The organism is Micromonospora sp. Utrum1, assembly GCF_057197805.1.
In genome coordinates, this window is the sequence record NZ_CM170071.1 from 4,456,399 (window position 1) to 4,471,183 (window position 14,785).

At 77.2% G+C, this 14,785-nt stretch carries 4 protein-coding genes; all 4 read left to right on the forward strand.

The features are described 5' to 3' along the window. The first annotated feature begins 3 nt into the window (after positions 1-3). The 4 genes from AC0OLQ_RS21045 to AC0OLQ_RS21060 are packed head-to-tail and all read left to right on the forward strand — an operon-like array spanning position 4 to position 14,774. On the forward strand, positions 4-3,621 hold the full coding sequence (locus AC0OLQ_RS21045; protein WP_484527652.1) for a DUF6603 domain-containing protein: 3,618 nt from the start codon (positions 4-6) through the stop codon (positions 3,619-3,621). A gap of 1 nt (position 3,622) precedes the next feature. Then, positions 3,623-8,425 carry a hypothetical protein gene (locus AC0OLQ_RS21050; protein WP_484527653.1) on the forward strand — a complete coding sequence of 1,601 codons (4,803 nt, stop codon included), beginning with the start codon at positions 3,623-3,625 and terminating at the stop codon, positions 8,423-8,425. Continuing rightward, positions 8,422-12,936 carry a hypothetical protein gene (locus AC0OLQ_RS21055; protein ID WP_484527654.1) on the forward strand — a complete coding sequence of 1,505 codons (4,515 nt, stop codon included), beginning with the start codon at positions 8,422-8,424 and terminating at the stop codon, positions 12,934-12,936. Before AC0OLQ_RS21050 ends, AC0OLQ_RS21055 begins: the two co-directional genes overlap by 4 nt. Further along, on the forward strand, positions 12,933-14,774 hold the full coding sequence (locus AC0OLQ_RS21060) for a hypothetical protein (protein WP_484527655.1): 1,842 nt from the start codon (positions 12,933-12,935) through the stop codon (positions 14,772-14,774). Before AC0OLQ_RS21055 ends, AC0OLQ_RS21060 begins: the two co-directional genes overlap by 4 nt. Positions 14,775-14,785 lie beyond the last annotated feature (11 nt).

Below are 14,785 nucleotides of genomic sequence, written 5' to 3' on the forward strand. Positions count from 1 at the left end.
GCGATGACCGAGGCGAAGAACGTCCTCGCCCTGCTCTGGGACGAGATCAAGCTGTTCGCCGAGCCGGTGCTGGCCGCGTACGACCCGTGGCGGCGGGCCCGGCTGATGCGGGCGCTCGGCTGGGACCTGGAGGCGGTCAGCGGCTTCGACGCCGCCCGCTTCGAGGAGTGGGCCGCCACCGTCGGCGACGCCCTCGAGGCGCTCTCGGCGGTGCGCGACGACGCCAGGCTGGACAGCCTCGACGGGCTCACCAAGCTGGGCGAGGCCGTCGGCGGGGTGGTCGGGAAGATCGGCGACCTGCCCACGGTGAAGAACGGCCTGCCGGACGTGGCCGGCCTCGCCGAGGAGCTGGCCGACGACCTGGTCGACCTGCTGGTGCTGACCTACCTCCTGCGCCGGGCGCCCTGGGTGGTGCCGGTGCTCGACCTGCTCGGCCTCATCGACCCGGCCGCCGCCAACCCGCCCAGCGCGCCGATGCCGCCGGGCGACTCGCCGGTCCGGTTGCCGAAGCGCCGCGACGAGCTGCACCTGGACCGGGTGGTCGACCTGGTCCGCGACCCCGGCGACTACTTCACGCAGCGGTACGCACCGCAGGGGCTGGACACCCCCGAGGGGGTGGCCGATTTCTCCGCCCGGCTGCTGCCCCGGCTGGCCCGGGCGCTGCGGGCCTTCGGCCTCGACGCCGGCCAGGGGGTCCGCCCCGACCTCGGGCCGGACCAGGGCGAGGTGGGCCGGCGGCTGGCGGACAGCCTGCTGCGGCTGCGGTTCAGCGGCCTGCGCACCCCCGACGGCACGCCGCCGCCCGGAGCCGGGCTGGCGCCCTGGAGCCCCACCTTCGGCCTCGGGGTCACCCTCGGCCTGGCCAGTTGGGACGGCCGGTTCACGGTGATCCTCGCCCCGACCGGCGAGGCCCGCCTGGACGGCGCGATCGGCAAGTGGACGGTCGCCACCGAGCTGAGCGGATCGGGGCCGGCGCTGGCGATCAACAGCGCGGGCGTGACGTTCAGCGGCGACGCGGCGGTGGTGAAGTGGGCCGCCGAGGTCGCCCGGATCGCCCCGGCCGGGCAACCCGGCTGGATCCTCGGCTCGCCGGGCGGCACCCACCTCGCCGTCGAGCAGCTGATCATCGGCGGCAGGGCCAGCCTCGGCGCCGGACGCGACGACGTCGAGCTGAGCATCCGCGCCGGCCGGGCGGAGCTAGTCGTCCGGGCCGGCGACGGCGACGGCCTGCTGGCGAAGCTGCTCCCCGCCGACGGGCTGCGGGTCGGCCTCGACCTCGGCCTGGCCTGGTCGATGCGGGGCGGGCTGCACCTGTCCGGGGCGGCCGCGCTCGCCGCCGAGTACCCGGTGCACCTGTCCTGGCACGGCCTGGGCATCGAGGGGCTGCGGATCGCGCTGGAGGCGTCCACCGCCACCCGTGCGCTGAGCCTGACCCTGACCACCACGGTCCGGGCCACGCTCGGCCCGCTGCACGCCGTGGTGCAGAACATCGGCGTCGCGGCCGACCTGACGTTCCCGCCCGCGCTGCCCGCCGAGTCCGGGGACCGGGCCACCGCCGGCAACCTCGGCGCGGCCGACCTTCGCCCCCGCTTCAAGGGGCCGGACGGCGTCGGGCTGCGGATGGACAACGGCATCGTCTCCGGCGGCGGCTACCTCTTCGTCGACGAGGCCCGCGGCTTGTACGCCGGGGTGCTCCAGCTCGGCATGACCTCCATCACGCCGCTGGCCCCGATGAAGGGCTTCCGGCTCCAGGCCACCGCCATCCTCAACACCCGGAACCCGGACGGCAGGCGGCTCACCGAGGCCGACGGCGGGCACACCTTCTCGCTGCTGCTGGCCGGCACGTACGAGTGGTTCCCCGGGCTGATGCTGTTCTGGGGCATCTCCATCACCGGCCTCGGCCTGGTCGTCGGCTGGAACCGGCGGACCAACCCGGAGGAGGTGCGCAACGCCGCCCGCGCCGGCACCCTGGACGCCCTGCTCTTCCCGGCGGATCCGGTCGGCAACGCGCCCGCGGTCATCGCCACGCTGAGCCGGATCTTCCCGGTCGACACCACCGGCACCGTGCTCGGGGCGATGGTCCGGCTCAACTTCCTCGGCGGCCAGGTCGTCGCCGACCTCGCGGTGCTGGTCGAGTTCCCCGACCCGGTGCGCATCCTGCTGCTCGGCAAGCTGGTCATCGACTTCAAGGACGCCGGGAAGTTCCGGCTCGACTCGGCCGGCATCGTCGACTTCGCCAAGCGGGAGATCAGCGTGGACGCCGCGCTGATCGATTCGAAGCTGTTCGGCCGACCGGTCTCCGGGGAGATGGCGCTGCGCGCCCGGTGGGGCGCCGGCAGCACCTTCGCGGTCTCCATCGGCGGCTTCCATCCGCGCTACAACCCGCCGCCGGGCTTCCCGCCGGTCAAGCGGTTCAGCATCGCCCTGCAGAAGTCCGGCAAGGGGTTGAACCTGACCGCGTACCTCGCGGTGACCAGCAACACCGCCCAGTTCGGGGCCGAGCTGAAGCTGCACTTCGAGGGCGGCGGGTTCGTCATCGACGGCCGGGCCTGGCTGGACGTGATGTTCCAGTTCAAACCGTTCTGGTTCACCGCCGAGATCGGCGCGACGGTGTCGCTGAAGTTCAAGGACAAGGAACTGCTGGCGGTCAACCTGCTGGTCGGGATCAGCGGTCCCGGCCCGTGGAAGGCGTGGGGCGAGGCGCGCATCAAGTTCCTGTTCTGGGAGGTGTCGGCGAAGTTCAGCTGGACCGACGGGGACACCGCCGTGTCCGACGAGCCCAGCTCCGTCGACGCCGGGAAGGCGCTGGGCGCGGCGCTGTCCGCCCCGGAGGCCTGGGAGGTCCGGCCGACCCTCACCGCCGGGGAGCCGGTGACCCTGCGCGACCTGGCCGGCTGGAGCGGCCCGGTGCTGCTGCAACCGGGCGCCCTGCTCTCGGTCCGGGAGAACGTGCTGCCGCTGGACACCGACCTGTCCCGGATGGGCACCTCGCGGATCAGCGGCCCGAACCGGTTCACCCTGACCGGGGTGAGCGTGGGCGCCGGCGACGACAAGCTGGCCGGCACGCTCGGCGAGCCGGTCGAGGACGACTTCGCCCCCGGCCAGTTCCGCGACCTCACGCCCGAGGAGCAGCTCACCACCCCCGGGTTCGTCCGCCTGGCGGCCGGCCGGACGGTGGCGCTGCCCGACGGCACGGCGCTGCCCGCGACCGCGCTCACCACGTTCGCCGCGCTGAGCGACGACTCGGCGTACGACCGGATCGTCATCGACGACCCGGAGGCCGCCGGCCGGCCGCTGCCCGCGGCGCGCGGTTTGGCCGCGACCGGCGGCGGTGACCTGCTGGCCCGGTTCGCGGCCACCGCGCCGGCCGCGTTCGCCGGCAGCCGCCGCGCCGGGCCGGCCCGGTTCACCGGCCCGGCCCTCGGCCTGGCCGACGCCGGTCCCGGCGATGCCGGATTCACCGTCCCCGCACCGCGCCGGGCCGCCGCGCGGGCACCGGTCCCCGCGCCGCGCCCGGCCGCCGAGCCCACCGGACCGTCCCGCCGGGCCGGCACGCTGCGCCGGCCCCGGGTCCGGGTGCCTCAGCCCCGGATCGTCCCCGCCGAACTGGAGGTCCGCTGACATGGGTGGCCTGCGTTTCCTGCCCTGGGTACGCGACGGCGTCGCCCGGGTGGTCGCCGACACCGACCCGCTCGCCGGGGCCCTCCCCCGGGCCCGGGCCTCGGTCGACCTGACCGTCACGGCGCTGGGCACCGAAACCGCGACCGGGGCGACCCGGGAGATCACCGGCACCTCGACGGCACTGCTGCACGGTCCCGGCGACGTGGTCGGCGTCGACCCCGAGGAGATCATCCGCAGCTTCCCGGCCCCGGGCGCGGAGAACGTCGAGGTGTCGATGTTCGCGGCCGTCGAGTTCGACCGCCCCGACCTGCCCTGGCTCTACACCCCGGCCCGGCCGGACGCCAACGGCGGGCTGCGCCCCTGGCTGGTGCTGGTCGTGGTGCCGGTCGACGGAGGCGGCGAGCTGCGCACCGAGGCGGGCCAGGCGCTGCCCCGGCTGGCCACCACCGTCCGGCAGCTACCGACGCTGGCCGAGTCGTGGAGCTGGGCGCACGCCCAGGTGCTCGTCACCGCCGAGGACGAGGACGTCGCCGAGGTGATCGCCGCCGCGCCGGAGCGCACCCTGTCCCGGCTGGTCTGCCCGCGCCGCCTCGCCGCCGGCGCCGAGTACCTGGCCGCCGTGGTCCCGGCGTTCGAGGCCGGCGTACGGGCCGGACTCGGCGAGCCGGTGGCGGACGCCGGGCCGCTCGCCCCCGCCTGGGGGCCGGAGTCGGCGCACCCGGGCCCGGACGACGCCGTGCTGCTGCCGGTTTACCACCACTGGACCTTCCGCACCGGGCCGGACGGCGACTTCGAGTCCCTGGCGCGCCGGCTGCGGGCCCGGCCGCTGCCAGCCGATGTCGGCCGGCAGCCGGTGGACATCGCGGCGCCCGGCGGCGGCCTGCCGGCGCAGGCGCAAGAGGGTGTCGAGGGCCGGTCGGTGCTCGGCTTCGAGGGCGCGCTGGCCTCGCCCGCGATGACCCCGAGCGCCTGGGCCGACGACGTCCGCGCCGCCTGGCAGGGCGCCCTGACCGGGCTGCTCCGGCACTCCGCCGAGCGGCTCACCCCGCCGCTCTACGGCGACCTGCACAGCCAGGAGACCCAGCTCCCCGCGCCCGGCGCGGAACCGCGGTGGCTGGCCGGGCTGAACCTGGACCCGCGGCACCGGGCCGCCGCCGCGCTCGGCACCCAGGTGGTGCAGCGGCACCAGGAGGACCTGGCGGCAGCGGCCTGGCAGCGGGCCGCCCAGATCCGCGAGGCCAACGAGCAACTGCGCCGCGGCCAGGCTGCCCGGGACACCGCGGAGGCCCTGTATGCCCGCCGGGTCGACCCGGACGCGCCCGGCGCGGCGGTCGGCGACGACCGGCTGGTCGCCCTCACCCAGCCCGTGCACGACCTGGTTGAGGTGTCGAACCCGGGGCTGGCCGCCGCGACCGCCGAGCCGCTGGACCGGCGGCTCGCCGACAACCCGGGCGCGGCGGCGGCCACCTCCGCGTCGGTGCGCCGGCTGCTGCGTCCGCGCGGCCCCCTGGCGCGGCGGGTCGACACCGACGGGGCGGCCGCACTGACCCGGCTGGCCGGCGGCGCCAGCGCGGTCCCGGCCGCCCGGGTGCCGGCCGGCGGCACCGTGCTGGACACGTTGGTCAGCGACGGGCGCGGGGTCGGCGACCTGACCCGCGAGGTGATCGAGGCGGCCGCCGCGAACCCGTGGTGGCACACCGGGACCGCCGGGGTGCGCGCCCTCGCCGCGCTCGCGCCGGCCGCCGACGACCCGGTCACCCGGGTGGTCACCAACGGCGGTGACCTGCTCAGCGGGGACAGGTTCTTTCTGGGAGCGGCCGACGGCCGGCTGTTCGAGCGGCGCCGGCTCGGGCCGGACCGCTGGGTGTGGCGGGACCACGGCACCCCGCCCGGCACCGGGGTCGCCACCTCCGGCGCCGTCCTGGCCCCCGGCCGGGTGTACGTGCGAACCCACGACAGCCGGCTGTTCGAGCGCAGCTGGGACGGCGACCGGTGGGTGTGGGCGGACTGCGGCGCCCCGACGGGCGGCGTGCACAGTCGCCCGGTGGTCGGCGGTGCCCTGCTCTATGTGCTCGGCGGCGACACCGCGCTGTGGCGGTTCGACCCGACGGCCCGCTCCTGGACCTCGCTGGGCACTCCGGTCGGCGGCAACGAGCGGCTCTGGGGCACACCCCGGCCGTCCTTCGTCGGCGTGCTGGTCGCCACCAGCAGCAACCGGCTGTTCGCCCACAACGGACAGTGGCGGTCGTTCACCGGACCGGCCACCTGGGGCTCCCCGGCCGCCGAGCACCGCTACCCCAACGGGCAGTACGGGATCGAGTACGTCACGCCGGACGGCCGGCTGGTGTCGCTGTTCGCCGACGGGTCGACGTACCTGCATGACCCGGCGCCGGACGGCCGCCGGGTGGTGTCGCTGGCCCAGGAGGCGGCGCCGTTCGGCAACGAGGAGGAGGCGGCGATCGTCACGCTCGGCGCCAACCCCACCAACCCGGCCGACGTGCGCCTGATGACCCGCTACCTCTGGTACCACGACATCCAGGAGCGCTACCTCTGGGCGTGGCGCACCGAAACTACTCAGGTGCCCGCCGGCGGGTTCGGGGCGCACCGGCCCGGGCCGCTGGTCGGCGACTCCCGCGACGGCGAACTCTTCGCGGTTACCGCGGACGGCCGGCTCACCTCGTGGCGTTGGGGCTACCCCCAGCCGACCGCCTGGGTCGACCACGGCACGCCGGCCGACCCGCGCGGCAACGGACCGGTCGACGCGCCCGCCCCGGCGCACGTGCGGTTCGCCCCGAAGGTGGGCCTGCTCTCCTCGCTCGTCTTCACGCACACCGTCACCCAGGGCGCCGGCAGCCGGCCGCGTACCCAGGTCGCCCACAGCCTGGCCGAGGACGGCACGGTGCGGGAGCCGGCGCTCACCGCCGCGGTGGACGGGCCGGCCGTGCCGGCGGTCGCCCTGGCCACCGCCACCACCCTGGGCGCCGTGCTGCCCACCGCCCGGCCCACCGTGGTCACCGCCGCGCTGCTGCCCGGCACGACGGCCGGCACCTGCCGGGTCGCGTACTGGGTGGGGCGGGATGCGGACGCGAACGGGTCGGCGGCGGGCGGCTGGACCGGGCCGTACGAGCTGCCCGACCCGGTCGGCGCGGAGGTCGCCGGGCTCGACGTGGCCCTGGCCGACCTGGACGGCGACGGCCGGCCCGAGCTGATCGTGGCCTACGCGGTGAACCGGGCTGGGCGCACCGACAACCGGGTGTTCTACCGGGTCGGATGGCGGCTGGACGAGACCGGCGCGGTCGCCGACGGTTGGAACGACTCGCTGCCCACCCCGATGCAGCTCGGCAACGTCACCGCGGTCGGCATCGACGTCGTCGACATGACCGGGGACCAGACGCCGGACCTGCTGATCTTCGCCACCGGTTCGGTGGGCGGCGCGTCGGTGGCCCGCTACCTCACCGGAAAGGGCGTCAACCGGCGCGGCCGGGTCACCGGCGGCTGGACCATGGCCCGGCCGGTGCCGGACGAGGCGGCCTTCGCGACCGCGAACGGGGCCGGCGTGGCGGTCGCCGACATCACCGGCACCCGCCGCCCCGACCTGGTGGTCGCCCGGCGCACCGGCGCCACCGTCACCTGGCGGGCCGCCTTCGACCTCGACCCCGACGGCGTGCCGGTGAGCTGGACCGCCGCCGTGACGGCGACCGGAGCCGCCGACGCGGGCGCCGCCCGCGGCTGCGCGGTCACGGTGGCCGACCTCCGCGCCGACCTGGTCGCCGACCGGGCGAAGATGGGCGACGACTTCATGGCCGCGGCCGCCGCCCACCAGGGCCGGCTCGCCCCGGCCCAGGCGCTGGCCCGCGACCACCACCCGGCCCCCGTGCCGCTGGACGACGCCGCGGCGGCGGTCCGCGAGACGGTCCGCCCGGAGACCGCCGTGGCCGGCGAGGTGCTGGCCGGGCTCACCCTCGGCGACGGTGACCTGGTCGACGCCCTGCCGGACAGCGGCGACCCGCTGCGCCGGCTGCTCGCCGGGGTCACCTTCGACGTTCCCGCCTACGAGCTGCTGCGCGGGCTGTCTCAGGAGCACGTGGTGCCGAACCTGCCGGCCGTCGCGCCCGAGACGATGACCGCACTGGCCGCCAACCCGCGCTTCATCGAGGCGTTCCTGGTCGGGCTCAACCACGAGATGAGCCGGGAGATGCTGTGGCGGGAGTTTCCCGCCGACCCGACGCAGACCTGGTTCCGGCAGTTCTGGGACGTCCGCGGCGCGGTGTCCGCGGGCGCGCCGCTGACCGACATCCCGCCGCTGACCGACCCGGCCTGGCGGAACGGGCCGCTGGGCAGCCACCTGACCGCGGTCGGCGCGCCGGGCGAGCAGTCGCTGGTGCTGGTCATCCGCGGCGAGCTGCTGCGCCGCTACCCGTCCACCGTGGTCACCATGCGGGCGGCCACCTGGACCGGGCCCGAGGAGCGCACCCCGACCGGGCCGGACGTGCTGCCGATCTTCAACGCCTGGCTCTCCCCCGACCTGCTGCTGTTCGGCTTCCCGTACACCGCGGAGGTCGCGTGCGGGGCGGGCCGCGAGGACGACGGGGAGGCCGGGCACTTCTTCGTGCTCCGCGAGCAGCCCGCCGCGGCCCGCTTCGGCGTGGACCTCACCGGCGACCCGCCGCCGCCGGACGCGGTGGTGTTCGCGGCCCGGCAGGGCCGCAACGCCGCCGACACCGCCCGCGCGGTGCTGCAACGCCCCGTCCTCCTGGCCCGCCACGCCAGTGACCTGCTACCGACGCCGGAGAGCCAGTCATGAGCACCTCGACGTACGCCGCCGACCGGCCGCCGCTGTCCGGCGCGCTGACCGGCACCCCGTGGACGCTGACCGCCGCCGCCCCGGCCGTCCTGCTCCCGGTCCGCCTGGAGACCCGGTTCGCCGGGGCCACCCTGAGGATCCGGGTCTATCCCGACCAGATCCACGTGGACGACCACGAGCCCGGGCTGACCGTCGAGGAGATCGCGGCCGGGCGGGCGTACTGGGGGGACGGGCGGCCGGACGGGCCGACCGGGTCTCCGGACGAGGCGGCGTGGAACGACCTGGTCCGCCGCTTCGGCGCGCCCCGGGCCGGCTGGATCGCCCGGGTCCTCGAACCGGTCGGCGGGGTCTTTCCCGACCCGCTGACCCGCACCGGCCCGTGGTGCGAGCCGGCCCGGGCCCGGCTGCTGCCCACCCAGTGGTACGCGGTCGGCCGCACCGCCGGCGGCAAGCTCTTCAGCGGCGCCTCGGACCCGGTGACCCGGGACCTGGCGGTCGGCCCGAGCCCGGTGCCGGACACTGCGACCGGCACCATCGACTCTGCCGACGAGGCGCTGCCGATCGACGCCGGGATGCGCTGGACCGTCGACTTCGCCGCCGCGAAGGCCGCCGGTATGGCGTTCACCGTCACCGTGCCGGTCAACGCCAAGGGCGAGCCGGAGCAGGTCGAGCGGCTGCTGGTGTTCGGTCTCGACGCCGCCACCGGCCCGGCCGGCTCCGCCCGCGCGCTGGCCCGGCTGCTGGAGGCGCACTCCGCCACCGACGGGCTGGCCTTCCTCGCCCCCGACGCCCCGACCAACAACACCGGCGCGCAGACCCCGGCCGCCGCGCCGACCGCCGCGGCGGTGTCCACCTCGGACAGCGTCACCGGGGCCGCGGCGGCGGAGGCGGCCGCCGCGCTGGCCGCCGCCGCGCTGGGCGTCCCGCTGACCGCCGCGCCGGAGGACGCCCTCGCCGCCGCCCGCCGCGCCCCGGCCCGCACCGGGGCGCCCACCGGGCTGGCCCGGGGCGGCGGCGCCACTGCCGTCGACCGGCCCACCGGGCGGCTGGTCCGCCGGCTGCTCTGGCCGGCAAGCTTCGGCGGCCTCCTGCGTCACCTGCTGCCGGTGGCCACCTCGGCCGAGCGGGCCGCGGTCCGCGCGCACTTCGTCGAGCACGTGCACGCCGAGGGCCCGCTGCCGACGCTGCGAATCGGCCGGCAGCCGTACGGGCTGCTGCCGGTGGCCAGCCTGCGGGACTGGCAGCCGGCCGGGCCGGGCGAGGCGAAGGCCGTCGCACTGCTGACCAACCTGTGGCGCAAGGTCTGGCTCGCCTCCCCGGTGCCGCGGATCGTGCCGGGCCTGGCCGACCCGGAGGCCACCCTGCTGGAGATCCTCGGCACCGACGCCCGGGTGCTGGAGGTGCGGGCCCGCAGCATGCTCGGCAACGAGTATGTGAGCTGGCTGTGGCGCTTCGCCCGGCTCGGCCTCGGCCCGGACTGGCGCGAGCAGGTGGTGGAGCCGGCCCGGGACCTGCTCGCCGCGCTCGGGCTGGGCGGCCCCACCGACCCCCGGCTCTCCCTGGCGGTCTTCGCCAGGCAGGCGTACGCGCTGGGCACCCCGCTACTGGACGGGCCCGGGGCGCCCTGGGCCGGACGGGTGCGGGCCTACCTGGACGCGCTGGCCGCGGTCGGGTTGCGCGGCGACGAGGTCCCGGCCAGCCCCGGTGACGGGCCGGTGCCGCTGTTCCACCGGCTGCTGCGGGCCGCCCTGATCGCCGAGCACTCGGCCGCCGCGGACGCCTTCGCCGCCGAGGCGAACCTGCCCGAGGCCTTGGAGCCGCCGGAGCCGGAGCTGGTGGACATCCGCCCGCGCGAGCGCACCCCGGTGCTGCGCCAGCGGCTGGCCGTGCCGGTGCCCGGCACCACCGACACCATCGGCCCCTACCTGGCCGGCAGCTCCGCCGACCCCCGGCAGGTGCGGGCCACCGCCGACCTGCGGGACTTCCGCACCACGCTGACCGGGCTGCGCGACGCCCTCGACGACGGGCTGCCCGTGGCCGACCTGCACCGGCACGTGGCCGGCACGCTGGGCCTGGCCAGCCACCGGCTGGACGCCTGGATCACCTCGCTGGCCACCCGCCGGCTGGCCCAGGTCACCGCCGGCCCGGCGCCCGGGGTGCACGTCGGCGGCTACGGCTGGGTGGTCGACCTCGCGCCGGCCGGCAAGCCGACCATGGTGGAGCGGCCGGCGGACATCCCGGCGTCGGTCGCCCCGCCGAGCCTGCCACTCGCTCCGGCCGGTGCCGGCCACGTGCACGCGCCCTCCCCGGCGCAGGCGGTGACCGCCGCGGTGCTGCGCAGCGCGTCCCGCAGCCACGGCGGCGACCCGGCCCTCGCGGTGGAGCTCTCCTCCCGCCGGGTCCGCCTCGCCGAGCAGCTCCTAGACGGCGTCCGCGCCGGACTGAGCCTCGGCGCGCTGCTCGGCTACCGGTTCGAGCGCGGCCTGCACGACCACCCGGCCGGCCCGTGGGACCAGCTCCTGCCGGCGCTGCGCCGGCTGGCCCCGGTCCGCGCACACCGGGTCGACCCAGCCGACGACGGCCGCAACCGGGTCGCGGTCACCGTCGAGTCGACAGCCACCGTGGACGGTCTGGAGCTGCACCGGCTGCACACCGCCGGTGGCCTCGACGGCTGGCTGGCCGCCCGGCCGGCCGGCGAGCGCGCGGCGGTCCGGGACGTGCTGGCCGACCTGGCCGACGCGGTCGACGCGGTCTCCGACACGCTGCTCGCCGAGAGCGTGCACCAGCTCGCCCTGGGCGACATGAACCGCGCCGCCGCGGCCGTGGACGCGGCCTCCGGTGCGGCCACCAACCCGCCCGAGCTGCACGTCACCCGGACCCCGGCGACCGGGACCGCGCTCACCCACCGGGTGCTGCTGCTGGTCAACTCCGACGGGCGCTTCGACCGGCTCCGCCAGGACTGGCCGGCTGCCCGCGGGCACCACCCGCGGCTCGCCGGGGTCGCCGTGGACGTCCTCGCCAGCGTGCTGCTGCCGCCCTCGTTCCGGGTGTTCTGGCGCTATCGCTGGCACGCCCCGGACGGGGTCACCGCCACCGTCTGGCGACCGGCCAGCCTGGACCGCCTCCAGGTTCCGGCGGTGGACCTGCTCGCCGCGCCGCCGCACCCGGGCCGGCCGGACGACGCCGAGCTGGACCGCCGGATCGCCCTGGACGCCTGGGGCCCGCTGCGCCCCACCGAAATCGGCGACGACTGGACCCTCGAACTGGACTACGACCGGGACCCCGCCTGGCCGCTGGAGCGGGTCAGCCTGGCCGAGTTCCTGCACGCCGCCACCGTGCTGCGCGACCTGTTCGGCCGGTCGCGCCCGGCGGTCGCCGCGGACCTCGGCGTCGACCCCTCGGTCCCGCCGCAGTTGGACGCGGACACCAGGGCGCAGGCTGACGAGACCTGGCAGGCGGCCCGGGATGCCGCCGCCGGGCTGGCCGGGCTGCTCGCCCCGGACACGGCCGGCTGGGACGAGACGACTGCCCGGGCCCTGCTCACCGTGGCCGCCGGCCTCGGCGTGGTCGGCGCCGTGCCCCCGCCCGCGAGGCCAGGCGCGGCCGGCGCGGTCGCGGACACCGCCGCCACCACCCGGTTCGAGCTGGACCGCCGGCTCGCCGCGCACTGCCGGGTGGTCGCCGAACTGTGGGATCGCACCCCCTGCCCGCCGGGCGGGTGCACCTGCGACCCGGATACCGACTTCGACCGCGTCGACGCTCCGCCGGCCCGCCGCCGGGAGGCGCAGATCGCCCGGCTGCGCGCCCTGCTCGGCCCGGACATGCCGGTGCTGCCCCGAGCGACCGCGCCGCAGACGGCCCAGCTGGCCACCGCCCTGGCCGCCAGCGACGCGCTCCAGGGCGGGTCACCCCATCCGGTACGCCGCTGGCTGTCCCGTTACGGCCGGGTCCGCCCGGCCGTCGGCCGGCTCCAGGAGGTGCTCACCAGCGCCGACGCGCTCGACGCCGGGGGCGTGGTGAAGGTGCCCGCCACGGTCCGGGTGGCGCAGCTGCCGTACGTCCCGGGCGACCGCTGGGTCGGCGAGGCGGCGCCGAGGGCCGGCACCGAGCCGCTATCCCTGGTGGTGGTCGCCCCCGGCCGGATCGACCCGACCCGCCCGGTGCAGGGCCTGGTGGTCGACGAGTGGACCGAGGTGGTGCCGGCCGAGAAGGTGCAGACCGGGCTCACCTTCGAGTACGACGCGCCCGGCGCGGCCGCCCCGCAGGCGGTGCTGCTCGGCCTGGCGCCGCAGGGCGCGACGAACTGGCAGCCGGCGAGCCTCGCCCAGGTGCTGGACGAGGCACTGGACCTGGCCCTGGCTCGGGCCGTCGACCTGGACTCGCTCGGCGCGGCCGGGCAGTTCTTGCCCGCCCTCTACTTCCCCACCAACGTGGCCGAGGCCGCGGCCACCACCGACTTCGTGCCGGACGCGACGCTGACCCCGCAGGGCGGACAGGAGGCCAACCGATGACCACCGTCGAGGAGCCGCGCACGGACACCGCGACACCGTCGGTCACCACCTGGACCCGGCTGGAGCCGCGTACCCGCCGCGCCGACCTGGCGCCCGCCGTGGACGCCCGGATCGCCGACCCGCTCTGGCTGCTCGCCCGGCAGTGGCAGCTCGGCGAGTTCACCGGCGAGGACGCTGGCTCCCCGGTCACCGCCCGGGTGCACGCCGAGGTCGCCCCGTTCACCCGCTACCGGCCCGGCCCGTACGCCGGAGCGGTGGGACTGCCCGCCGGGGTGCCGTGGGAGGCGCTGGTGGAGCGGGAACCGGCGGCGACCGCCGGGGACCTGCGGCACGCCGTGGAGAGCGGGCAGCAACTGCTGCGGCTGCTGGCCGCCGCCGGGGCGGGCGAGATGGCCGGCCCGGTGTGCGCCGCGTACCCGGTGCCGGCGACCCCGCCGGAGGGCGCGTCGGCCGCGGATCCGGAGACCGTCGGCTACCTGCGCATCGCCGCCGGCCGGGTGCCGCACGGGGACCTGGTGCTGCGGGCCTGCGCCGAGGGGCGGTTCGCCCGCGAGGTCCCGGTGCCGGCGGCGCTCGCCGCCGCCGTGGACCGGGCCGTGGACGACTGGTACGACTGGCTGGGCGTCCCCGAGCGGCCGGCCGGACCGCGCCCCGGTTACCTGCTGCAGCTGCCCGCCGTGCTGGCTCCGGGCGGCTCCCGGCCGGCCGCGCCGCCGTGGCCGCCGGCCGACTTCACTCCGCTGTTCAGCACCCCCGGCCTGGAGGGGTCGGCGTGGCGGCGGGAGCGGCTGGAGCACGAGGCGGCCGTCGCCGCGCACGACGGCAGAGCCGAGCTGGTCCTCACCGCCCACGAGTACGACGGGAACCGGCTGGACTGGTACCACTTCGACCACGAGCCGGGCATCACGCTGGAGGCGCGGCCGGCGGTCCAGGACGTGGTGAAGGTGCTGCTGCCCACGCCGGTCGTGTACGCCGGTATGCCGTCCACCCGGTTCTGGGAGTTGGAGGACGCACGGGTCAACCTGGCCGGCGTCGGCGCCGGCGCGGGCGACCTGGCCCGGATGTTCGTGCTCGAGTACGGCCTGGTCTACGCCAACGACCACTTCCTGCTCCCGCTGGAGCTGCCGGTCGGCTCGGCCACCCGGGTGCGCTCGCTGCTGGTCACCGACACCTTCGGCAACCAGACGCTGGTGCCGGCCGCCGCCGAGGGCGTCGCGCTGTTCCGGCCGGCCGGGGCCACCGGGGGCGGGGCGGCCGACGTGCTGGTCCTGCCCGCGACCGCGGCCGCCACGGTGGACTCGGCGCCGGTGGAGGAGGTCCGGTTCGGCCGGGACGAGACGGCGAACCTGGCCTGGGCGATCGAGCGCACCGTCACCGGCGCCACCGGCCGCCCGATCGACCGGGCGGCCCAGGTGGGCCGGGCCGCCGTGCCGCCGCGCCCGCCGGCCGACCCCGACGCGGACGTGCCGGCCCTGTCGTACGCCTTCGCCACCACCGTGCCGGAGAACTGGGTGCCGTTGCTGCCCGGCCCGACCCAGGACCGACCCGACGTGGTCCGGCTGCGCCGGGTGCCCCTGCAACAGCCGAACCGGGACGGCGCGCCGGTCGCGGTGACCGGCTACAGCCGGCTGCTCGACTGGCGCGAGCGGGACGGCCGCCTCGTCGAGCTGGCCTTCCCCGAGGAGGAGGTGCCCCGCGCCGGCAGCCGGGTGCTGCGCCGCTGGCAGCTGGCCCGGTGGGCCGACGGCTCGGTGCACCTCTGGCTCGGCCGTACCCGGCACAGCGGCGCGGGCGAGGTCTCCAGCGGCCTGCACTACGACACCGTCCAACCGCGCTGACCATCCCGCCC